This window comes from Collinsella sp. AF37-9, from assembly GCF_003475115.1.
Taxonomy (GTDB): domain Bacteria; phylum Actinomycetota; class Coriobacteriia; order Coriobacteriales; family Coriobacteriaceae; genus Collinsella.
This window is the reverse complement of record NZ_QROQ01000001.1, coordinates 84,029-105,931: the sequence shown is the minus strand read 5'-3', so window position 1 is coordinate 105,931 and position 21,903 is coordinate 84,029. Positions and strand designations below refer to the sequence as shown.

Sequence of the window (21,903 nt, the reverse complement as noted above, 5' to 3'; positions counted from 1 at the left end):
AGTACAAGCAGACGATGAATCTGCCCAAGACCGGTTTTCCCATGCGTGCCGGTCTTTCCAAGTCCGAGCCCAAGCGACTCAAGGACTGGCAGGACAACAAGGTCTACGAGCAGGTTCTGAAGAAGAACGAGGGTCACAAGAAGTTCGTGCTGCACGACGGTCCTCCGTACGCCAACGGCCCGATCCACATCGGCCACGCCATGAACAAGATCTCCAAGGACATGATCAACCGCTACTGGATGATGCAGGGCTATGAGGTTCCCTATGTCCCCGGTTGGGACTGCCATGGCCAGCCGATCGAGCATAAGGTCGAGGAGAAGCTCGGCACCGAGAAGTTCAACCAGACCCCCACGGCCAAGATCCGTGAGCTCTGCAACGAGTTCGCTGTCGAGAACATCGAGCTTCAGAAGGCCGGCTTCCGCCGTCTGGGCGTGCTCGGCGACTGGGACAACCCCTACCTGACGCTCTATCACCAGCACGATGCCGCCGACATCGAGGTCTTCAAGGCCATGTTCGATAAGGGCATGATCTATCGCGGCCACAAGCCGGTTCACTGGTGCAAGCACTGCCACACCGCACTGGCCGAGGCCGAGATCGAGTACTCCGACGAGACGAGCCCCTCCATCTTCGTGCGCTTTGAGATGACCTCCAAGCCTGCCGGCCTCGAGAACTTCGACGGCCCGGTCGACTTTATCATCTGGACGACCACGCCGTGGACCATCCCCTCCGACCAGGCCGTTTCCCTCAAGCCCGGCGCCGCCTATGTCGCCGTTGAGCACGAGGGCCGTGCCGAGGTCATGCTCGAGGACCTGGCTCCCAAGTGCTGCGAGGAGTTTGGCTGGGAGTACACCCCGGCCATGGTCGACGGTAAGCCCTACGTGGTTCCCGCCGAGACCTTCCACCACATCCACTACAAGCAGCCGATCTTTGACGGTGTTGAGGGCGTAGCGCTGCTGGCCGATTACGTCGGTGTCGATGACGGTACCGGTATCGTCCACAACTCGCCCGGACACGGCGTCGACGACTACTTTGCCTGCCTCAAGGAGGGCATCACCGACATCTGCATGCCGGTCGACGACGACGGCAAGTTCTACACCGGTGAGGAGTTTGGCACCGGTGGCCCCTTCAGCGGTATGGATACCGACGAGGCCAACCCGCACATCATCGAGTTCCTGCGCGAGCGCGGCACCCTGGTCCTCGAGAAGAAGATCACGCACAGCTATCCGCACTGCTGGCGCTGCAAGCATCCGGTGCTCTTCCGTGCCACCGACCAGTGGTTTGTCTCGATGGACAAGACCGGTTTGCGCGAGCAGGCTGGCAAGGAGGTCCGCGAGAACGTCAAGTGGTATCCGGCGCATGCCGCCAACCGCATTGGCGCCATGGTCGAGCAGCGTCCCGACTGGTGCATCAGCCGCCAGCGCAACTGGGGCGTGCCGATCCCCAGCTACACCTGCGCCGACTGCGGCGAGAAGGTCATGAACGACGCCACGCTCGACGCCGTTATCAAGCTCTTCCACGAGAAGGGCTCCGACGCCTGGTTTACCGATGCTCCTGAGAGCTATCTGGGCGAGGCCTGCGTCTGCCCTAAGTGCGGTGGCCATCACCTCAAGGCTGATAAGGACATCCTTGACGTGTGGTGGGACTCCGGCGTGTCTTGGAAGGCCGTCTGCGAGTACCGTCCCGAGCTGGAGTACCCGGCGGACGTCTACCTCGAGGGCTCTGACCAGCACCGCGGTTGGTTCCAGAGCTCGCTGCTCACCTCGGTGGGCGCCAACGGCCACGCTCCGTACAAGGCGGTCGTCTCGCAGGGCTTCACCCTCGACGGCCAGGGCCGTAAGATGTCTAAGTCACTCGGCAACGTCATCGACCCCAACAAGGTCTGCGACGAGATGGGTGCCGACATCATCCGCCTGTGGGTTGCCTCCGTCGATACCAGCTCCGACGTTTCCATCGACCACGAGATTCTCGCTCGTACGTCCGATGCCTACCGTCGTTTCCGTAACACGCTGCGCTTCCTGCTCTCCGAGCTCGAGGGCCAGTTTGAGCCCGAGACCGACGGCGTCGCTTTTGCCGACCTGCTGCCGCTCGACAAGCTCATGGTTGCCCGCCTGACCCAGGTCCAGGCCGAGGTCGACGACGCTTACTCTTGCTACGAGTTCCCGCGCGCCTACCGCGCGCTCTACGACTTCGTGGTTACCGAGCTCTCTAACGTGTATCTCGACGCTCTGAAGGACCGTCTGTACTGCGACAAGCCCGGCTCGCTCGAGCGCCGCAGCGCCCAGACCGTGCTGGCTGAGCTCTTCTCGATGCTCATGCGCGACCTGCAGCCGATCCTGTCCTATACGGTTGACGAGGCCATGGCCTATGCGCCTTCTGGCTGCGTCGATCACCAGAAGTACGCCGCGCTGCTCGATTGGTATAAGTCGCCCATTACGGTCGACGAGGCCAACGAGTTTGAGGGCGTGCTCGAGGCTTCGCTCGAGCTCCGTAGCGCCGTGACCAAGGCCCTTGAGGATGCCCGTTCTGCCGGCACCTTCACCAAGAGCCAGCAGGTCCGCGTCAAGGCGGTCGTTCCCGCCGAGATGTACGCGCTGCTGACCGGCGACAAGGCCGTCGACCTGGCCGAGTTCTACATCGTTTCTGATGTTGAGCTTACCCAGGGCGAGGAGCTTTCTGTTGCCATTGAGGCCGCCGAGGGCGAGTGCTGCGACCGTTGCTGGAATTACCGCACCACTGTCGGCGAGTACAACGGCCATGCTCACATCTGTAAGCGTTGTGCGAATGCCCTTTAAGGCACGGTAACTCGGCATTTTAGTTATAGGGAGAATTTGGGCGCCTTCGGCCCATTTGCTCCGCTGAATAAAAGCGGCATTCTGTTTTTCGGAATGCCGCTTTTGTTTTATGCTGATTATTTCGCTTGCGTTGGTGGATATGTCGTGCGCTCTGCGTGTGGCAATATAAGATGGTTAATTGCGTTAAACGGAATTCGATTGTTTTGAGGGTAGGGGATTGATTTGGGTCGTACTGGGGATATGACGCCGCCTTTGCGTTGGCGGTTGGGTGTTGCTGGTGGGGTAGCGCTGGCTTTGCTGCTTGTTGACCAGCTGACCAAGCTTGCGGTTCGTGCCGTGGGCGACGCTTTGCATGCGACCATCATCCCTGATGTCATCGACTTTATGTTTGTCCGCAATATCGGTGCTGCCTTTAGCATGGGCGAGGGGCATGGCATCGCGTTTGCCGTGCTGGCGTTGGCGGTCATTATCGCTATTTTTGTGTACCTCGTTCGTGCACCCCAGCTTGCCCATCTTGAGGTTGTGGGCATGGCGATGGTTGCGGGCGGTGCTATCGGTAACGCAATCGATCGTTTGGCCTTTGGCTTCGTGACCGATTTTATTGCCACCACCTTCATCGACTTCCCCGTCTTCAATGTGGCCGATATCGGCATTACGGTCGGTGTAGTGCTCGCCCTCTTCGGTTACATGTTCTTGAGCCCCGCGGCCCGTGAGGTCGATGCGACCGCCGAGCTTAACGCCCGTGATGAGGCCCGCGCCAAGCGCAAGGCTAAACAACGTGGGGAGCGTGCCCGCAAGATTCGTGAAAGGAATGAGCGCTAATGGCCGACATCCATATCCTTGTTGCCGACGATGCCGCTGGTCAGCGTCTTGACGCCTATCTGGGCGCCAATGACGGCTGCCCTACGCGCTCTGCCTGCGCGCATCTGATTGAGGGTGGGGCCGTAGTGGTCAATGGCGAGACCTGCCTGTCCAAAAAGTACGCCGTGCGAGCCGGTGACCGTATTTCGGTTGATTTGCCCGAGCCGCACGATCCCACCGATGTGATTCCCGAGGCCATCCCGCTCGACATTCGCTACGAGGACGACTATCTCATCGTGCTCTCCAAGCAGCGCGGCCTGGTGTGCCATCCTGCGCATGGTCATGAGAGCGGTACGCTCGCGAATGCCCTGGTCTATCACTGTGGTATCGACCATCTGGGCACCGTGCAGGGCGAGGACCGCCCCGGCATCGTGCATCGCCTGGATCGTGACACCTCGGGCCTTATGCTCGCGGCAAAAGACGACGACACCCAGCGCGCGCTCCAGAATCTCATCCGCACGCGCACGCTCGACCGCCGCTACATTACGCTCGTCCACGGCCACATTGCCATGGACGAGGGCACCATTAACACCGGCATTGCCCGTTCTACGCGCGACCGTGTCAAGATGGCGGTTTCGGACGATCCTTTCGCGCGCCAGGCCATTACGACCTTTAGGGTCCTCGAGCGCTTCGATTCCACGCGTTTTGACGATGGCTATACGCTCGTCGAGTGCCACCTGTTTACGGGTCGCACGCATCAGATTCGCGTGCACATGCGCCATATCAACCACGCCTGCGTGGGCGATCCGCTCTACGGTAAGTGCGATGCGCGTGCCGACCAGGGTTTGACCAGGCAATTCCTCCATTCCTGGCGTGTGGCGTTCGATCATCCCGTGACGGGGGAGCGCATTGAGTGCCGCGATGAGCTGCCGTGGGATCTCGCCGCCGTTCTGGATGACCTAGCCCCGCGCTCGCTCGGCCGCACTGCCGCCGGCGACGAAATCGCACCGCAGCTCGGTCTGCTCGAACCCTAACCAGTATTAGGTGGTTTCTTGAACTCGGTTAGCCTACGGTAAGATATACGGTTGTTTACGTAACGCGTTCTCGGGAGCCTGCATGCTCGCCTTTTTACAAACCAACACGCCCATCGTGATCTTTAATCAGATTGTGGTTACGCTACTCACGGTCTGCTTTCTGTACCAGGTGGTCTTCTTTGTCATTGGCGCTCTTCGTGGCGAGGTCGCGCCTCCCAAGGCCAAAAAACTCCACCGCTATGCCTTCTTTATCGCGGCGCATAACGAGGAGGCCGTGATCGCCAATCTCGTACGCTCTATCAAGGATCAGGACTATCCGTCCGAGCTCATCGAGGTCTTCGTGGTCGCCGATGCTTGCACCGACAACACGGCGCAGCTCGCGCGCGAGGCCGGTGCCATTGTTTACGAGCGCAATGACCTGGCCCGCAAGGGCAAGAGCTGGGTCATGGACTTTGGTTTCGATCGCATTCTCAACGAGTATCCCGACACGTTTGAGGGCTACTTTATCTTCGATGCCGACAATGTTATCTCCCGCGATTACGTCTCCAAGATGAATGATGCCTTTGACCAGGGCTTCCATGTGGTCACGAGCTATCGTAACTCCAAGAACTTCGGCAGTTCGTGGATTTCCTCTGCCAACGCCACCTGGTATTTGCGTGAGGCCCGCTTCCTCAACAACGCGCGTAATATCTGCAAGACGTCCTGCGCCGTCTCGGGCTCGGGCTACCTTATCTCCGCCAGTGTTATCGAGGGCATGCACGGCTGGCAGTTCCATACACTGACCGAGGACATCCAGTTCACCACGTTCTGCGCCATTCACGGCATCCGCATCGGTTATGCGCCGGCGGAGTTCTTTGACGAGCAGCCGGTGACGTTTAAGGCGTCCTGGAAACAGCGCATGCGCTGGACCAAGGGCTTCTACCAGGTCTTTTTTACCTACGGCAAGCATCTGGTCAAGTCGACGTTCCGCTATCATCGCTTTGCCGCATATGACATGTTTATGACCATCGCTCCGGGCATGCTGCTGTCCCTGATCTCCATGCTCGCCAATGCGACGTTCCTGATCGTGGGTGGCCTTTCGCATGGTTTCTTGGCTACCGAGGTCGAGATGCAGGCTTGTGCCGCCTCGCTTATCATGACGTTCGTGATGATGTACCAGACCTTCTTTATCCTGGCGCTGCTCACGACCATCTTTGAGTACAAGCACATTCATTGCGCTCAAAAGTGGCGCCTGGTGACCAACCTGTTTACCTTCCCGATCTTTATGTTCAGCTATATCCCCATCACGGTTGCCGCGCTGTTCCTGAAGGTCGACTGGGTGCCCACGCAGCACGCCGTTAACGTTACCCTCGACGAGGTCATGCAGGGCGCCAAGTAACCACGACCAGAACCACCGCAAAGGGGGTGCACCTTTGTGGTGGTTTTTGCTTTTGAGAGGGCTGTACCGGGAGGTGTCCTTTGGTCTATATCCCATTTTGGATCTGCGTCTTTGCCGGCGCGGCGATTGATGCCCGTGAGCGACGCTTTCCCAATGAGCTTGCCGGCGCGTGTGCGGTGGCGGCGTTTGCGGGCGTGTGGCTGGATGCGGGCTTGAACACGGCACTTGACCACGCTGGCCTTGCGGTCATCGTGTACCTTTCTCTTGTGCTGACTGAGTCGCTTTGGCGGCGCCTCCGTCAAGCCACGGGCATCGGCATGGGGGATGCCAAGGCGCTTTTCGCGCTTTGCACGGTCGATCCTCTAGGCGGCATCATGGCATTTGCCGTCGCGCTCCTGGTCCTTGCCCTCTCATGCCTCTTAACAAAATCGCGCTCCCTGCCATTGCTCCCGTTTTTGGTGCCGATTTTTGCCATAATCGAGGTCGTGGGCTGCACATTGTAACCGATTGCGCATCCTTCTTAAGGAGCATGCCATGGCAACTAATCAAGAAACGGCCGTCATTACGGCGCGCATGGACCGTATTCCCTCGGCGTTGTCGCCCGAACTTGTCGAGCGCATTTCCGCCGATCGTGCTTCGGGCTATGTCAATCCCTATCGCTGCAACGATGATCAGGTCATTCGTCGTATTGATCGCGCTGCCGACAAAGGCACGCTTATGCGTCCGGCGTTTATGCGCGATACCGAAAAGATTCTTCATCTTCCGGCGTACACGCGTTATGCAGGCAAAACGCAGGTCTTTAGCTTCCGCAGCAACGATGACCTGTCGCGCCGCGGCCTGCATGTGCAGCTTGTCTCGCGCATCGCTCGCGATATCGGTCGCGCCCTAGGTCTCAACTGCGATCTGATCGAGGCGATTGGCCTGGGCCATGACTTGGGACACACGCCTTTCGGCCATGCCGGTGAGCGCTTTCTCAACGATATCTATCACGAGCGTACCGGCCGCTTCTTTTTCCATAACGTGCAGTCGGTACGCGTGCTCGATGCGCTGTATGGCCGCAACGTGTCGCTCCAGACGCTCGATGGCGTGTTGTGCCATAACGGCGAGTACGAGCAGCGCGTGTTTGAGCTGTCACACATGGTATCCTTTGGCCAGTTCGACCGGACGGTTGAGGACTGTATCGCCACGGGCTATAGTGCGGTTGAGCACCTGCGCCCCATGACGCTTGAGGGCTGCGTGGTGCGTATCTCGGATATCCTCGCCTACGTCGGTCGCGATCGTCAGGACGCCATTGCGGCGGGCCTGCTCGACCCCGACGCTTTTGACGATGGTCGGGGCGGCGCCTACAACAGCTGGATCCTCACGCATGCTTCCATCGATATCGTCGAGCATAGCTACGGCAAGCCTCGTATCGAGATGAGCGAGGACCTGTTTGAAGAGATCCGCCGGGCCAAGCGCGAGAACTACGAGAAGATCTACAGTAAGGGCGGTATCGAGGGCGATTCCGAGGCGGAGCTGCGCGAGGCATTCGAAAAGCTCTACGACCGCTGCCTGCAAGATCTTAATAAAGGCGACGAGTCCTCGTACATCTTTAAGCATCATATTTCGCGCATCGAGCAGCAGCTTTCCTACTACGATCGCACGTATGCCTGGCAGGACGACAAGGATCAAGCGGTGGTGGATTACATCGCGAGCATGACGGACGGCTATTTCTGCGAGCTGACGAGCAAGCTATTCCCTGGTCTGCAGTTTCCGCATCGTACCTATATTAACGAACGGTAGTTCGTATCTTTTCGGTATACTGTTCGTGGTAAAGTTTTGATTGATGCACGGGATGGCTATGGATGATCTTTTTTCTGCTTCGACGCGTGAGCGTTCCTTTCAGAATGCGCCGCTTGCGGTTCGCATGCGCCCCAATTCGCTCGACGAGTATGTGGGCCAGCAAAAGGCCGTCGGTAAGGGCTCATGGTTGCGTGCCGCGATTGAGCATGATGTGCTATCGAGCGTGATTCTGTACGGGCCGGCCGGTACGGGCAAGACGACGCTGGCCCACATTATCGCCAGCCATACCAAGAGCGAGTTTGTCGAGGTCAGCGCCGTGACGGGCACCGTAAAGGACCTGCGTCGCGTGATCGACGAGGCAAAGACGCGCCTGAATACGTATGACCGGCGTACCATCTTGTTTATCGACGAGATTCACCGTTTTTCGAAGTCGCAGCAGGATGCCCTGCTGCATGCCGTTGAGAACCGTACCGTCATTATGATTGGCGCCACGACCGAGAATCCGTACTTCGAGGTCAACTCCGCGCTGTTGTCGCGTGGGCGCGTGGTAGAGCTTGAGCACTTGAAAGACGAGGATATCGCCACGCTCATTGAGCGTGCGCTCGAGGCACCGCAGGGTTTAAACGGTAAGTTCTCGGCCGATGAGGATACCGTCAAGACCATTTGCACGCTGGCTGCGGGTGATGCGCGCTCGGCTCTGACGACCCTTGAGCTTGCGAGCGAGATTGCCGTCACGCGTCCCGATACCGAAGGGACGCCAGCGCCGGCGGCGGGGGAGCGTTATCCCATCACCGTGGATGACGTTAAGATTGCCAATCCACGCCGAGGTTTTTCGTATGACAAAAACGGCGACATGCACTATGACATTATCAGCGCGTTCATCAAGTCTATGCGCGGTAGCGACCCCGATGCCACGATCTACTGGCTTGCACGCATGATCGATGCGGGGGAGGATCCCAAGTTTATCGCCCGACGCATCATGATTCAGGCTTCCGAGGACGTTGGCAATGCCGATCCACAGGCGCTGCTGGTGGCACATGCCGCATTTACATCTGCCGAGGTCATTGGCTATCCCGAGTGTCGCATCAACCTGGCACAGGCTGCGCTCTATGTATGCCTGGCGCCCAAGTCTAATGCGTGTGAGGCCTCGATCGATGCGGCGCTGGCCGATATCCACAGCAGTGGTCTTCGCGAGGTGCCCAGCTACCTGCGCGATCGCCATCGCCCGGGCAGCGATGAGTACGGTGTGTACAAGTATCCGCATGATTATCCCGAAGGCTGGGTCGATCAGCGCTATTTGCCCGAGGGGCTGGAGCGCGGTGCGTTTTGGCAGCCTGCCGGCCGCGGCTGGGAAGAGTGGCGCGTAGAGCAAAGCGAGCGCGACCGTAGCGGGAATGCTCCGAAGTAGCTGCTGATTATTTTGTCCCACGATCTCACACTTGGCATGTTCGGTCCCCTTTGGGGTACTATGAAGAGCGTCTGTATTTCGATTCATTTGGGAGGCTTGTATGAGTCCCATTCAAATCGCCTTGCTGCTACTTGCCGTTGCCGGCGTGTGGGCTGTTATCGAGCTCGCGCTCACGCTGCGCAAGACGCGCACCGTCGTTGATTCGCTCGACAAGACGGTGGGCGACCTCAACAACACGCTCGCCGAGGCACAGCCCGTGGTGGCAAAGCTCGATGGTGCCGTTGATGAGCTTACACCGGCACTTGCTCAGGTGGAGCCGCTCCTCAAATCGAGCAAGACTGCCGTTGACGCCCTGACGTCCAACCTTGTTGAGGTTGAGGCGGTCGTTCGCGACATTTCTCAGGTCACGGGCAGTGTGGCCGAGGCCAGCAATGCCGTGTCGAGCGTGACCGACTCTGCGGCCGGTGCCGTGCAGAAGTTATTTAACAAGGTGAAGGCTCCTGCAGCCGACGCCGATCGCAAGCTCGCCACTGCCGCCGAGGCCGAACAGCCTACCGTGCACGTTCTGATTGGTGAGGCTGAGGACGAGGCCGCCGATGGTGCAGATACGGCTCAGAAGCCCGCAGCCAAGCCTGCTCAGTATTACACCTATACGCCCGCCGAGACCTCCGAGGAGTCCTGCGATGAGTAGCGAAACAACCTGCCCCATTACGCTGAGCGTTGCCGGTGATCCGCGTTTCGCGCGCTTGGTGCGCATGACGGCCGCCAACGTCGGCGCCCTGTGCTCTATGTCCGTCGATCGCATCGAGGATATTCGCATGGCTGCCGAGGAGGCCTTCATCTTTGGGTGCACCGCGGTCGACTGCGACGATATCTCGATCAAATTCGATGTCGACGAATCTCATGTGGGAATGACCTTTACCTTTGGCGGTCAGGCGACTGTCGATGAGGATGACCAGGCTGCCGTGTATGCCGAACTCATTCTTGCAAGCGTGTGCGATTCCTACGAAAAGACCGCGGCGCCCCTGACGCTTTCCCTCGACCTCAAGGCGGATATCTAATATGACCGAACGTTCCCGGAGCGGTAAGACCGCTTGGGACAAGGAGAAAACCCGCGAGCTGTTTCGTCGCTACAAGGAGACCGGTGATCCGGATGCCCGCGAGCAACTCGTCATGTCCCACATGAACCTGGTAAGGTTTCTTGCCAACAAGTTTAAGAACCGCGGTGAGCCGCTCGATGACCTTTTGCAGGTCGGCTATCTGGGCTTGCTCAAGGCTATCGACCGTTTTGACCCTGAGCGCGGGCTCGAGTTCACCACGTTCGCGACACCTACTATTCTGGGAGAGATTAAGCGCCACTTCCGCGACAAGGGCTGGAGCGTGCGCGTGCCGCGTCGTCTACAGGAGCTCTCGGCCAAGGTTAACCAAGCCACCGATAAGCTCACCAACGAGCTGCAGCGTTCTCCTAAGGTTGAGGAAATCGCTGAATATCTGGACGTGACCGTCGACGAGGTGCTCGAAGCTATGGAATCGTCCTCGGCCTACACCTCGGTACCCATCGAGGCCCCCGGTGCGTCCGATTCCGACGATGCGCCTTCGATTCTCGATCGCTACGCCGACGACGACAACGAGCTCGACTTTACCGATGACCGTCTGGTGATTGAGGAGGCCATTCGCGATTTCTCCCCGCGCGAGTGCGAGGTGATCGAGCTGCGCTTTGTGAAGGGCATGACCCAGATCGAGATCGCTAAGAAGCTGGGCATCTCCCAGGTGCAGGTTTCGCGTCTGCTGCGCCGTACGCTTAAGAAGATTCAGGACAAGATTGACCCCGACGGAGTAATGGTTCGTTCATGAGTGAACACCCCCAACAAACTGATCGCGTGCTGCGCGACACCCGCATTCTGACGCTGCGCATTTGGGCCGTCGTCGGCTGCATCGTGATCGCTGCCGTCATCTTTAACCTCATGGGGATTCTGGCGCCGGTTATTGAGTTTTTGGCCGTCGGCTCCATTATTGCCTTTGTAATGTCGCCGATTACCAACTGGCTTGAGCATCATGGGGTGGGCCGTGGCATCGGCTCGCTCATCGCGCTCATTGTGGTCGTAGCCGTGCTCGTCGGTGTCGTCTGTATCCTGTCGCCGATTCTCTTTGGCCAGATCATGGAAGTCCTGAGCCGCCTGCCTGAGCAGCTACGTGTTGCGGGCGGCGACCTTAATGAGATGATCTCGCGCGCCAAGACGCTCAACAACACGCCGGTCAAGGAGTACCTGGACGATAACCTTTCTTCGCTCGTTACGGTGGCGTCCAAATATGTCTCACAGATTGCCGCCGAGCTCGGCCGCGGCGTGTTTCCGCTTATCACCAACACGGCCTCACAGCTGTTCGTGATCTTTTTGGGTCTGGTGCTTGCCTATTGGCTTGCCTGCGATTATCCCCGTATGCACCACGAGGTCTGCACCATCATCGGTCAGGAAAAGGAGACCTCGTACCGCTTTATGGTCGCGATTCTTTCGCGCTCAGTCGGCGGTTACATGCGTGGCATGGTCGTGACGTCCATCTGCGGTGGCATCCTTGCCTTTATCGGCTTTACGATCATCGGGCATCCGTATGCGGCGCTCATGGCCATCTTTACCGGCATCATGCACTTGGTCCCGGTTGTCGGTCCCTGGGTGAGCGCTGCGATTGCCACGGTGCTCGGTTTCATGTTTAGCCCGATGCTGGCGTTGTGGACCTTGGTTGTGACCATGGTGGCACAAAACGTCACCGATAACGTCATTTCGCCTAAGGTCATGCAGAGTTCGGTGCAGGTGCATCCCATCATGAGCCTCACGGCCCTTGTTATTGGCTCGGCGCTTATGGGCCCCATCGGCATGGTTATCGCCATCCCGCTGTGTGCGGCCCTCAAGGGTATCTTCGTGTACTACTTCGAAAACGAGACAGGCCGCCAGCTCGTTGCCTACGAAGGCGCCGTGTTTAAGGGTACGCCGTATCGCGATGCCGAGGGCAACCCGGTCGCCGCCTATGACGCGCTTGGCGACGACACGTTCATCTATGAGTCTGAGCTCATAGGCAATGAGACTGCGCCTGAGGCCAAGGCCATGCCCAAGCCCGAGCTCGATAATTCCTGGATCAAGCTCTCGGGTCTTCAGCCCGACGCGACGGGCTTTTTCAAGAACCCCTTCGCCAAGGACGACGATTCCAATACGGACGATGACACCAAAACCGGCATCGACGGCTCCATGGATGATTCGGATTCCTAAGAGGCCCTGTTAGAATAGGCCCTGTTAGCGTTTTTTGATGTTGTAAAAGACAAGAAACACGAGCAAAGCGATTGATAAGGGGCCGGCTACATAGAAATAGAGAACGTCAATTGCTCGCAGAGGGCAACAGGCCTTATCGCCGGACATTACTGCATATAATACGTAGCCAAATGCTGGTTGGTTTGAATACCAGTGGGAGAAGGCCAAGAGCGCTAAAAGTGCTACAACCAGAAGTGCATTCAGGATAAATCGTTTGGTATTCATCGGTCGCTCCTTCCGGATGATTCTTATATAGTATTATAGTATTTTCATATTAAAAAAACAGTTAATCCTAAGACTAACTGCTTTGTGTGTATGGATATAAAATTGTCAAACTGAAATTTTGTTATTTCATTTTTTCTTGACATTCGCTACATTCTTTATCGTGAATAGAAATAATGCCACCGCATTTAGGACAAGTATATTTTACTTTCTGCTGTTCCATGAAATGTTCCAAACCATGTTCTTGAACAAAACGGCTATTTTCTATAAGACTTGCTTGATACCGTTTATTATAGCTTTTTTCAAGATTTTTAATCAACTTACATGGATATTCAGCACATTCAAAACAATAGGATAACGATTTTCCTTTGATGCAATCCTTTATTTTGCATTTACGACAATGTTCTGGTTTCCCTTTATCACTATTCAAGCACCCAGAACAAGGTTTTTTATTGTAACAGTGCTTATAACAAACCTTACAATTCATTCCGCATGGGGCAAACATGCTTATATCAATTTTTTCTTTTGACATTTTCATAGTTGTTTGCTCCTTTCATTTTGGGAATAAAAATAGCACTCCAATAAGAACGGGTGGAAATAGAAAAGGAACGTCATTTTAGGCGTTCCATAGTCTATAAGTTATTCAATTTTTTCTTGTTTCAATACTGACGTGCTGTACCATATCTTTGCATATCTAGGAAAACTTGCGTATCAAGGCTCATTCGTTAGTAGTAAATAAGTAGTAAACTGATGTGTTTGTTTCCTTGAAAATGCTGATAGATACTGTGTTTTAGCGGATAATCAGATTTTTATTGTGTTTTTGAAGTTAAATTAGATGCTAAAAATTTGTAATTAAGAAGGAGTGATTACATGAACAAAAATATAAAATATTCTCAAAACTTTTTAACGAGTGAAAAAGTACTCAACCAAATAATAAAACAATTGAATTTAAAAGAAACCGATACCGTTTACGAAATTGGAACAGGTAAAGGGCATTTAACGACGAAACTGGCTAAAATAAGTAAACAGGTAACGTCTATTGAATTAGACAGTCATCTATTCAACTTATCGTCAGAAAAATTAAAACTGAATACTCGTGTCACTTTAATTCACCAAGATATTCTACAGTTTCAATTCCCTAACAAACAGAGGTATAAAATTGTTGGGAATATTCCTTACCATTTAAGCACACAAATTATTAAAAAAGTGGTTTTTGAAAGCCATGCGTCTGACATCTATCTGATTGTTGAAGAAGGATTCTACAAGCGTACCTTGGATATTCACCGAACACTAGGGTTGCTCTTGCACACTCAAGTCTCGATTCAGCAATTGCTTAAGCTGCCAGCGGAATGCTTTCATCCTAAACCAAAAGTAAACAGTGTCTTAATAAAACTTACCCGCCATACCACAGATGTTCCAGATAAATATTGGAAGCTATATACGTACTTTGTTTCAAAATGGGTCAATCGAGAATATCGTCAACTGTTTACTAAAAATCAGTTTCATCAAGCAATGAAACACGCCAAAGTAAACAATTTAAGTACCGTTACTTATGAGCAAGTATTGTCTATTTTTAATAGTTATCTATTATTTAACGGGAGGAAATAATTCTATGAGTCGCTTTTGTAAATTTGGAAAGTTACACGTTACTAAAGGGAATGTAGATAAATTATTAGGTATACTACTGACAGCTTCCAAGGAGCTAAAGAGGTCCCTAGCGCCTACGGGGAATTTGTATCGATAAGGGGTACAAATTCCCACTAAGCGCTCGGGACCCCTTGTAGGAAAATGTCCTAAGTGTGGCAACAATATTGTATTAAAAAAATCGTTTTATGGTTGTTCAAATTATCCTGAATGTACCTTCACTTTAGCTGAACATTTTAGAAAGAAAAAACTCACCAAAACAAATGTAAAAGAATTACTAGAGGGAAAAGAAACCCTGGTAAAAGGAATCAAAACGAAAGATAGAAAGTCCTACAATGCCGTTGTAAAAATCGGAGAAAAGGGATATATTGATTTTATCTCTTTTTCAAAATAAGCATAAAAGCCCTTTAAAGAGGGCTTTTATATATTAATCACAAATCACTTATCACAAATCACAAGTGATTAATCACAAATCACTTGTGATTTGTGATTCCTAATGATACAATATTACTATACAAAAAAAGAATGGGGCGTAGTTATGGAGAAGGAAGAACTCAAAATACTTGAAGAATTAAGACGTATTTTAAACAGTAAAAATGAAGCGATTGTTAATATAAACATTTTTTTCAAAGGATTGCTTAGTCCTAAATAACATGCACTTTCGCTGGAGGGTCGCTGTTTGGCGGCCCTCTTTTTTGCACAGCCGCGGTGGGATGGTAATATCGTTACGTTTGAACTGTTTCGATGTGAAACCGAGGAGATTCCCTCTATGAGTGCTGACTACCCGTCAATGACTACGGCCGAGATTCGCTCTAAGTTCCTCAACTTCTTTGAGGAGCGCGGTCTTAAGCTCTATCCTTCTTCGTCCCTCGTCCCCGACGATCCTTCTCTGCTGCTTGCCAACGCCGGCATGAACCAGTTTAAGGAGTACTACCAGGGCAAGAAGACCATGAAGGAGATCGGCGCGATCTCCTGCCAGAAGTGCGTCCGCACCAATGACATCGATTGCATCGGCGAGGACGGCCGTCATCTGTCGTTCTTCGAGATGCTTGGCGATTTCTCTTTTGGCGGCGTCTCCAAGGAGCAGGCTTGCGCTTGGGCCTTTGAGCTCATCACCAAGGAGTTCAAGCTGCCGCTCGACCGCCTGTACTTTACCGTCTTTACCGAGGACGACGAGACCCACGACGTGTGGCGTTCTCTGGGCGTTGCCGAGGACCACATCTCCCGCCTGGGCGAGGACGACAACTTCTGGGCCGCTGGCCCCACCGGTCCCTGCGGTCCGTGCTCCGAGATCTACTTTGACATGGGCGAGGAGGTCGGCTGCGGCAGCCCCGACTGCAAGCCTGGCTGCGACTGCGACCGCTTCCTTGAGTTCTGGAACCTCGTGTTTACCCAGTACGACCGCCAGGAGGACGGCTCCATGCCGGAGCTGCCGCACCGCAACCTCGATACGGGCATGGGCCTGGAGCGTATGGCCGCTATCATGCAGCACAAGACCGCTAACTACGACGGCGATCTGATGCAGCACCTCATCAAGCTGGGCGAGGAGATCAGCGGCAAGACCTATGACGCCGACGATTACTCCGGCGCCAGCCGTTCTCTTCGCATCATCGCCGACCACTCCCGTGCTGTCGACTTTATGATCTCGGACGGCATCCTTCCCGGTAACGAGGGTCGTGAGTACGTCCTTCGCCGCCTGCTCCGCCGCGCCGTTTTCCACGGTCGCCTGCTGGGCATCGAGGGTGCCTTCCTGACCAAGTTTATCGACGAGGTCAACGCTCAGATGGGCGAGGCCTATCCCGAATTGCTCAAGAACGTCGCGCTCGTCAAGGGTATCGTTGCCTCCGAGGAGGAGCGCTTCTCCACGACGCTCGACAACGGCCGCGTTTACCTGGACGAGGCTCTGGCCGCGCTTGCCGAGGGCGCTGTGCTTCCGGGCGATGTTGCCTTTAAGCTTCACGACACCTTTGGTTTCCCCATCGACCTGACCGTCGAGATCGCCGGCACCGCTGGCCACGACGTCGACATGGACGGCTTCACTGCCTGCATGGAGGACCAGAAGGCCCGCGCCCGCGCCAACGCCAAGGGCGATGCCTGGGGCAGCTTCAACGACGTGTGGGTCGAGCTTTCCGACAAGGTCGCTGCGACCGAGTTCGATGGCTATGACAACGACGTCATCGAGGGCGCCAAGGTTGTCGCCATCGTGCGCAACGGCGAGTCCGTCGAGTCCGCTGCCGCCGGCGAGGACGTCGAGGTCGTGCTCGACCGCACCCCGTTCTATGCCGAGATGGGTGGTCAGCAGGGCGATGCCGGCAAGCTTTCCGCCGAGGGCGTTGTTCTGACCGTTGCCGACACCAAGAACCACAACGGCCTGTATGCCCACGTCGCGCACGTTGCCGATGGCACGCTGACTGTCGGTGCCGCTGTTACCGCCGCGCTCGACGCCGAGCGCCGTGGCTTCCTGCGCCGCAATCACACCGCCACGCACCTGCTCGACGCTGCCCTTAAGCAGGTCCTGGGCGAGCACGTCTCCCAGGCCGGCTCGCTGGTGACGCCCGAGCACCTGCGCTTTGACTTTACGCACTTCGAGGCCCTTTCCTCCGAGCAGCTCAAGGCTGTAGAGGACCTGGTCAACCAGCAGATCTTCGCCTCCAAGCCGGTCGTGACCCGTGTTATGGGCATCGACGAGGCTAAGGCTGCCGGCGCTGTCGCTCTGTTTGGAGAGAAGTACGGCGATGTCGTCCGCGTCGTCTCCGTGGGCGCCGAGGACCAGCCGTTTTCTCGCGAGCTCTGCGGTGGCACGCACGCTGCCAATACCGCCGAGATCGGCCTGTTCAAGATTATTTCCGAGTCCTCTACGGGCTCGAACGTCCGCCGTATCGAGGCCGTGACCTCTAAGGGTGCTCTCGACTATATGGCCGACCGCCTGGCGCTCGTTGACGCCGCCGCCGCTGCGCTCAAGTGCCGCGTCGACGAGGTTCCCGCTCGCGTGGAGAACCTGCAGGCCGAGCTGCGCGAGACGTCCAACAAGCTCAAGAAGGCGCTGACCGGTGGCTCCTCCGACGCCATCTCCAGCGCCATCGAGGGCGCCGTCGAGCTCGATGGCTACAAGCTCGTCGTCGCCGAGCTGCAGGGCCTTGAGGCTGCCGACCTGCGCAACGTATGGGATACCGTGCACCAGAAGGTCGCCGGCCCTGTCGCCTGCGTCGTCGCGAGCGTGACCGAGAAGGGCACCCCGGCCCTGCTCGCCGCTGGTTCCGATGACGCCGTCAAGGCCGGTTTCCACGCCGGCAATGTGATCAAGCAGATCGCGGGCCTGGTCGACGGTCGCGGTGGCGGCCGTCCCAACATGGCCCAGGCCGGTGGCAAGAACGCCGCCGGTATCGCCGATGCCCTCGCGGCCGCCAAGACCGCGCTCGGCGCCTAAGAATCTAAGAAGTCACTGTGGTCGCGCTTGCGTTGGACATAGGGGAGACCAGGATTGGCATCGCCGTCTCGAGCCGTGATGGCAAGATGGCGATGCCCGTCAAGGTGCTCCCGGCCGCCGAGGTCACCGGTATGGCCAAGACGTTCCGCTACCTGGTCGAGGACTATGAGCCCGACATCCTGGTAAGCGGACGTCCCCTGACCATGGCCGGTGAGCCCGGCCCTCAGGCCGAGCGCGTTGCCGCTGTGGCGCAAAAGATTGCCGACGAGCTCGATCTTCCGCTGGAGTTTGAGGACGAGCGTCTGTCCTCGCAAGAGGCCAAGCGTATCCTGCGCGAGCAGGGACTCAACGAAAAGCAGATGAGGGGCAAGATCGACATGATTGCCGCCAGCCTGTTTTTGCAGACGTGGCTCGATCGTAAAAACGAGGAGGTCCAGCATGCCTAGTGCTTCCGATCCGCGCCAGCCGAATCGTACACGTCAGCCGGAGTCGCGCCCTGCCCAGCCTGGCCAGCGTCCGGCACAGCCGACGCAGCGCGCAGCTCAGCCTGCCGCGCGCCCGGTGCAGTCCTTCTCTCGTTCGGCCCAACCTGTTCAACGGACGGGTCAGCAGCCTTCTGCTCGTTCGGTTCAGCATCCGGCTTCTCATGCGGCTCAGCAGCCTTCTGCTCGTACGGCCCAGCCTGCAGGCGGCACCCGCTTTAAGCAGCAGGTACCTACCCAGCGAACGCAGACCCCCCAATCGCATTCGCATCACGCTCGCGGTTCGCATGGCGTTGCTCCGGCGACCCGTTCGAGCTACAACACGCATGCTCGTCGCGGTGCTCAAAAGAAGAGTTCTCCGGTTCCCATGATCATCGGCATTGTGGTGGCGGTGCTCGCGCTTGCTGCGATTGCTTTCTTTGTCGTGCCGGCCGTCAAGGGCTTCTTTGCCGGTGAGGATACGAAGGTCACGGCTGGTCAGCAGGTTACGGTGACCATTCCCGACGGTGCATCGGGCGATACGATCGCTTCGATTCTCTCCGAGAACCATATCGTCGAGAATCCAAAGGATTACTATGCGGCGGTGAAAAAGCTCAACGCCGATATGTCGCTCAAGCCTGGTACTTATTCGTTCACCACACTCATGGATGCGACCAAGGTTGTTCAGCAGCTCATGGAAGGCCCCAACGCGGGCTCCAATGCGCTGACTATCCCTGAGGGCCTAACGGTCGATCAAGTTGCCGACCGTGTGGCCCAGGCCTACGGCGGCATCTCTAAGGAAGACTTCCTCAACCAGGCCAAGGCCTCCAACTACGTGGACGACTATAGCTTCCTTAAGGGCGCCGCCAACGACTCGCTTGAGGGTTTCTTGTTCCCCAAGACCTATTCGTTGGGTGATTCGCCGACGGCCGATGACGTGATTCGCGCTATGCTCGATCAGTTTAAGACCGAGTACAAGTCGCTTGACTTTGCGAGCTGCGAAGCCAAGATCAAGGAGCGCTACGGTGTGGAGATGTCCGACTACGACATCGTCAACTTGGCCTCTATCGTTGAGCGCGAGGGCCTCAACGCCGATCAACGTGCGCACGTGGCCTCGGTCTTCTACAACCGCCTTGCCGGCAAGCTCGACGGTCTGCGCTATCTCAACAGCGATGCGACCATGATGTATGTCACCGGTGGCGAGGTTACCGCCGACGACCTGCAGAGCGATAGCCCGTATAACACCTATAAGCATGAGGGCCTGCCGCCCACGCCCATCTGCTCTCCGTCGCTCGAGGCACTCAAGGCCACGCTTGAGCCGACCGACTCCGATGACCTGTATTTCTACATTACGCAGGACGAGGAGTACTTCTCGCAAACCTACGAAGAGCATCAACAGTCTTGGAATTAGCATGAGGATTTTTAGCCCCAAACGATACGTTGCCTCGGTCGATCGCATCGACCTTGATACCCTGTGGGCCGACGGCAAACGCGCCATTCTGCTCGATCGCGATAACACCCTGGTGCCGCGCGACACCGAGCAGGTTCCCGCCGCGGTTTCCGCTTGGCTCGATGCCGCCCGCGCCAAAGGCTTTAAGCTGTGCATGGTGTCCAACAACTGGCATCGCGACCAGGTCATGAGCTCTGCACGCGAGCTGGGACTCGAGGCCATCAGCCACGCCATGAAGCCGGCGCCGTTTGCCCTCAAGGCGGGTCTTAAGCGCCTCGGCGCCACGGCCGACGAGGCGGTGCTGATCGGTGATCAGCTCTACACGGACGTGTGGAGCGGCAACTTCGCCGGCGTCGATACCATCTTGGTAAAGCCGCAGGCGACGCAGGACCTGTGGTATACGCAGATCTTCCGTATCTTTGAGCGCCGGGCCCTGCGCGACCTTCCCTGCGAGGATTAGGTCTCGCTATGTCCCAGCACACCAAACACGGCTGCGACCATATCTTCTTTATCGGCTTTTTGGGCGCGGGCAAATCGACGCTCGCGCGCAACGTCGGCACTATGTTTAAGCGGCGTTTTATCGATACCGACCGCCTGGTCGTGCGCCGTTGCGGCAAGTCGGTAACCGAGATTTTTGAGACCGAGGGCGAGGATCGTTTTCGCGAGCTCGAGACCTCGGCGCTCCGTTCGCTCCAAAGCGAGCGCAGCCTGTTGGTTTCGTGCGGGGGCGGTATCGTCGAGACGCCGGTGAATATTGAGCTGATGCACGAAATGGGTACGTGCGTGTACCTCGAGGGCGACTTCGAGGATTCGATTCGCCAGATTCGTCGGTCCGACACGCGCCCCGATTTCCGCTCGCCCGAGCATGCTGCGCGCCTGTTTGAGCATCGCCGTCCGCTGTATCGCCAGGCCGCTGACCTTACCCTTGATATTCGCAACAAGTCCTTCGAGGACGTTTCCTACCTTTGTGCCGAGATGCTTTTGGAGCGTGGACTGCTATGATTCGCCGTCAACTGATCAATTTCCAAAACCGCAGCGTCGATGTCCGCGTCGGATTGGGCGCGTTCGAGGAGCTACCGCGCATGTTTGCCTCTGCTGTGGGCAAGCCTAAGCGCGCGATGGTGGTTTGGGACGACGCCACATCCGAGTGTTTTGGTGAGGTCGTCGAGCATGCTCTGGTCGACGCCGGTTTTGCCGTGTCGCTGCTAGTCCTCGAGGTTTCGCCTGCTGGTGCCACGCTGGCCGATGCCGATGCTATCTTTGGCGCCCTGTCTGTCAACGGCATTACCTGCGACGATCTGGTTGTCGCCGTTGGCGATGTCGCAACCTGCTCGGTTGTTAGCTGGTGCGCCAACCAGTGGTGCGGTCGCACCGAGTGCGCGCTGCTGCCGACGACGTTCGACGCCATGCTCACGGTCGCGACGACCATGAAGCCGCTCGTCGCCTCGTCGGCCAATGCGCTTCCCGCTATCGCGTTTCGTCCCGAACCGGGCTTGGTCGTTTGTGACCTCGACCTTGTTCGCGAGACGGACCCCGAGGACCTCAAGCTCGGCTTTGTGGTACTTGTTGGCACCATGCTTTCGAGCAGTAAGTCCCGCTGGAATCAGTTTATTGAGACCGTCCCCGAGATTCTCTCGGGCGAGGAAGTCGCGCTCGTCAATGCTGTTCAATGGTCTCAGACTGCCCGCAAGGACGTACTGATGGCCACGAACCCGAGCGCCCGCCATGCGCTCGATTTTGGCAAGACGGGGGAGCGTACCCTGCGCGCTTGCTTGGGCGATGCCGCCTCGCAGGTCCCTGCCTACCAGCTGTTGTCCGAGGGCATGCGCTTTGAGGCGCGCCTAGCACATGATGCCTGCGACTTCGATATCGATTACGTCTTTGAGGTCGATGACTGCTTGGAGGACTTTGGTATCGAGGAACTTGCCTTCGATCTGGAGCCTGCCGCATATATCGAGGAGTTCCGTAGGCAGCAGTTCGCGCGCTCAAACCGCAGCATGCTGCCGCTGCCCGCGGCACTCGGCGCCATTCGCCTAACGAACGTTGAGGACGAGGTTCTTGAGCGCCATGCTCACGCTTACTTGGCTTCTCGCAAAGAACTTCTCTAAGATTTATTGACTTCCATCGTCTTTCGTATCATGTTGAGGGGCGGGTTTCCAATCGGTTGCGGATCGCATGCGATTCCGTCGTTCGGTTGAGACCCGT

At 56.6% G+C, this 21,903-nt stretch carries 20 protein-coding genes and 2 pseudogenes; 20 read left to right on the top strand and 2 right to left on the bottom strand.

Annotated elements, in window-relative coordinates; translation table 11 throughout:
• Positions 1-14: 14 nt before the first annotated feature.
• The 11 genes from ileS (at position 15) to DW024_RS00415 (ending at position 12,455) form a co-directional block, all read left to right on the top strand.
• A complete protein-coding gene (gene ileS / locus DW024_RS00465) occupies positions 15-2,792 on the top strand; it encodes an isoleucine--tRNA ligase (RefSeq protein ID WP_369834731.1) in 2,778 nt (925 codons plus the stop codon).
• A gap of 294 nt (positions 2,793-3,086) precedes the next feature.
• Positions 3,087-3,614, top strand: a complete 528-nt coding sequence (lspA, locus tag DW024_RS00460) for a signal peptidase II (RefSeq protein WP_233541287.1) — start codon at positions 3,087-3,089, stop codon at positions 3,612-3,614.
• The gene (locus DW024_RS00455) at positions 3,614-4,627 is read left to right on the top strand and encodes an RluA family pseudouridine synthase (RefSeq protein ID WP_118376675.1); all 1,014 of its coding nucleotides are present in this window, start codon (positions 3,614-3,616) and stop codon (positions 4,625-4,627) included. The genes lspA and DW024_RS00455 overlap by 1 nt, the downstream gene beginning before the upstream one ends.
• A gap of 82 nt (positions 4,628-4,709) precedes the next feature.
• Positions 4,710-6,005 carry a glycosyltransferase family 2 protein gene (locus tag DW024_RS00450; RefSeq protein ID WP_117635141.1) on the top strand — a complete coding sequence of 432 codons (1,296 nt, stop codon included), beginning with the start codon at positions 4,710-4,712 and terminating at the stop codon, positions 6,003-6,005.
• An 80-nt stretch (positions 6,006-6,085) separates the two neighbouring features.
• A complete protein-coding gene (locus DW024_RS00445; RefSeq protein ID WP_118376674.1) occupies positions 6,086-6,508 on the top strand; it encodes a prepilin peptidase in 423 nt (140 codons plus the stop codon).
• A 31-nt stretch (positions 6,509-6,539) separates the two neighbouring features.
• On the top strand, positions 6,540-7,787 hold the full coding sequence (locus tag DW024_RS00440; protein ID WP_118376673.1) for a deoxyguanosinetriphosphate triphosphohydrolase family protein: 1,248 nt from the start codon (positions 6,540-6,542) through the stop codon (positions 7,785-7,787).
• 58 nt (positions 7,788-7,845) lie between these two features.
• Positions 7,846-9,195 carry a replication-associated recombination protein A gene (locus DW024_RS00435; RefSeq protein ID WP_199576892.1) on the top strand — a complete coding sequence of 450 codons (1,350 nt, stop codon included), beginning with the start codon at positions 7,846-7,848 and terminating at the stop codon, positions 9,193-9,195.
• Between the two features lie 100 nt (positions 9,196-9,295).
• Entirely contained in the window at positions 9,296-9,886 is a 591-nt protein-coding gene (locus DW024_RS00430) for a hypothetical protein (protein ID WP_118376671.1), read from the top strand.
• Positions 9,879-10,256, top strand: coding sequence for an ATP-binding protein (locus DW024_RS00425; RefSeq protein ID WP_118376670.1), 378 nt, complete (start codon positions 9,879-9,881; stop codon positions 10,254-10,256). The genes DW024_RS00430 and DW024_RS00425 overlap by 8 nt, the downstream gene beginning before the upstream one ends.
• Position 10,257: 1 nt before the next feature.
• On the top strand, positions 10,258-11,049 hold the full coding sequence (locus DW024_RS00420) for a SigB/SigF/SigG family RNA polymerase sigma factor (RefSeq protein ID WP_117786784.1): 792 nt from the start codon (positions 10,258-10,260) through the stop codon (positions 11,047-11,049).
• Positions 11,046-12,455: an AI-2E family transporter gene (locus DW024_RS00415; protein ID WP_117803275.1), complete on the top strand. Its 1,410-nt coding sequence runs from the start codon at positions 11,046-11,048 to the stop codon at positions 12,453-12,455. The genes DW024_RS00420 and DW024_RS00415 overlap by 4 nt, the downstream gene beginning before the upstream one ends.
• A gap of 24 nt (positions 12,456-12,479) precedes the next feature.
• Here the strand turns inward: DW024_RS00415 and DW024_RS00410 are convergent, their stop codons facing one another.
• Together DW024_RS00410 and DW024_RS00405 are read right to left on the bottom strand one after the other, a co-directional pair.
• The gene (locus tag DW024_RS00410; RefSeq protein WP_117637743.1) at positions 12,480-12,719 is read right to left on the bottom strand and encodes a hypothetical protein; all 240 of its coding nucleotides are present in this window, start codon (positions 12,717-12,719) and stop codon (positions 12,480-12,482) included.
• 121 nt (positions 12,720-12,840) lie between these two features.
• Complete coding sequence (locus tag DW024_RS00405) at positions 12,841-13,254, bottom strand: DUF3795 domain-containing protein (RefSeq protein ID WP_118376669.1); 414 nt, start codon at positions 13,252-13,254, stop codon at positions 12,841-12,843.
• Positions 13,255-13,586: 332 nt separating this feature from the next.
• Between DW024_RS00405 and erm(B) the strand changes: the two genes are divergently transcribed.
• From erm(B) to DW024_RS00360, 9 genes and pseudogenes are all read left to right on the top strand, one after another.
• On the top strand, positions 13,587-14,324 hold the full coding sequence (erm(B), locus tag DW024_RS00400; RefSeq protein ID WP_002321849.1) for a 23S rRNA (adenine(2058)-N(6))-methyltransferase Erm(B): 738 nt from the start codon (positions 13,587-13,589) through the stop codon (positions 14,322-14,324).
• Between the two features lie 169 nt (positions 14,325-14,493).
• A pseudogene (locus DW024_RS10405) lies at positions 14,494-14,754 on the top strand (topoisomerase DNA-binding C4 zinc finger domain-containing protein); the annotation flags it as partial.
• A 102-nt stretch (positions 14,755-14,856) separates the two neighbouring features.
• Positions 14,857-14,994 (top strand): annotated as a pseudogene (locus DW024_RS10155) (chromosome partitioning protein ParA); the annotation flags it as partial.
• A 135-nt stretch (positions 14,995-15,129) separates the two neighbouring features.
• Entirely contained in the window at positions 15,130-17,787 is a 2,658-nt protein-coding gene (alaS, locus tag DW024_RS00385; protein ID WP_117769614.1) for an alanine--tRNA ligase, read from the top strand.
• A 17-nt stretch (positions 17,788-17,804) separates the two neighbouring features.
• Entirely contained in the window at positions 17,805-18,233 is a 429-nt protein-coding gene (gene ruvX, locus DW024_RS00380) for a Holliday junction resolvase RuvX (protein WP_022094586.1), read from the top strand.
• Positions 18,226-19,659 carry an endolytic transglycosylase MltG gene (gene mltG / locus DW024_RS00375; RefSeq protein ID WP_233504583.1) on the top strand — a complete coding sequence of 478 codons (1,434 nt, stop codon included), beginning with the start codon at positions 18,226-18,228 and terminating at the stop codon, positions 19,657-19,659. The genes ruvX and mltG overlap by 8 nt, the downstream gene beginning before the upstream one ends.
• Before the next feature lies 1 nt (position 19,660).
• A complete protein-coding gene (locus DW024_RS00370) occupies positions 19,661-20,158 on the top strand; it encodes a YqeG family HAD IIIA-type phosphatase (protein ID WP_117769616.1) in 498 nt (165 codons plus the stop codon).
• 8 nt (positions 20,159-20,166) lie between these two features.
• On the top strand, positions 20,167-20,700 hold the full coding sequence (locus DW024_RS00365) for a shikimate kinase (protein ID WP_006233986.1): 534 nt from the start codon (positions 20,167-20,169) through the stop codon (positions 20,698-20,700).
• The gene (locus DW024_RS00360) at positions 20,697-21,806 is read left to right on the top strand and encodes a hypothetical protein (RefSeq protein ID WP_118376668.1); all 1,110 of its coding nucleotides are present in this window, start codon (positions 20,697-20,699) and stop codon (positions 21,804-21,806) included. The genes DW024_RS00365 and DW024_RS00360 overlap by 4 nt, the downstream gene beginning before the upstream one ends.
• Positions 21,807-21,903 lie beyond the last annotated feature (97 nt).

Coding starts and splice junctions, on each gene's coding strand:
- ileS (WP_369834731.1), top strand. CDS start 15: ATGAATCTGCCCAAGACCGGTTTTCCCATGCGTGCCGGTCTTTCCAAG.
- DW024_RS00455 (WP_118376675.1), top strand. CDS start 3,614: ATGGCCGACATCCATATCCTTGTTGCCGACGATGCCGCTGGTCAGCGT.
- DW024_RS00450 (WP_117635141.1), top strand. CDS start 4,710: ATGCTCGCCTTTTTACAAACCAACACGCCCATCGTGATCTTTAATCAG.
- DW024_RS00440 (WP_118376673.1), top strand. CDS start 6,540: ATGGCAACTAATCAAGAAACGGCCGTCATTACGGCGCGCATGGACCGT.
- DW024_RS00435 (WP_199576892.1), top strand. CDS start 7,846: ATGGATGATCTTTTTTCTGCTTCGACGCGTGAGCGTTCCTTTCAGAAT.
- DW024_RS00430 (WP_118376671.1), top strand. CDS start 9,296: ATGAGTCCCATTCAAATCGCCTTGCTGCTACTTGCCGTTGCCGGCGTG.
- DW024_RS00425 (WP_118376670.1), top strand. CDS start 9,879: ATGAGTAGCGAAACAACCTGCCCCATTACGCTGAGCGTTGCCGGTGAT.
- DW024_RS00420 (WP_117786784.1), top strand. CDS start 10,258: ATGACCGAACGTTCCCGGAGCGGTAAGACCGCTTGGGACAAGGAGAAA.
- DW024_RS00415 (WP_117803275.1), top strand. CDS start 11,046: ATGAGTGAACACCCCCAACAAACTGATCGCGTGCTGCGCGACACCCGC.
- DW024_RS00410 (WP_117637743.1), bottom strand. CDS start 12,719: ATGAATACCAAACGATTTATCCTGAATGCACTTCTGGTTGTAGCACTT.
- DW024_RS00405 (WP_118376669.1), bottom strand. CDS start 13,254: ATGAAAATGTCAAAAGAAAAAATTGATATAAGCATGTTTGCCCCATGC.
- alaS (WP_117769614.1), top strand. CDS start 15,130: ATGAGTGCTGACTACCCGTCAATGACTACGGCCGAGATTCGCTCTAAG.
- mltG (WP_233504583.1), top strand. CDS start 18,226: ATGCCTAGTGCTTCCGATCCGCGCCAGCCGAATCGTACACGTCAGCCG.
- DW024_RS00370 (WP_117769616.1), top strand. CDS start 19,661: ATGAGGATTTTTAGCCCCAAACGATACGTTGCCTCGGTCGATCGCATC.
- DW024_RS00365 (WP_006233986.1), top strand. CDS start 20,167: ATGTCCCAGCACACCAAACACGGCTGCGACCATATCTTCTTTATCGGC.
- DW024_RS00360 (WP_118376668.1), top strand. CDS start 20,697: ATGATTCGCCGTCAACTGATCAATTTCCAAAACCGCAGCGTCGATGTC.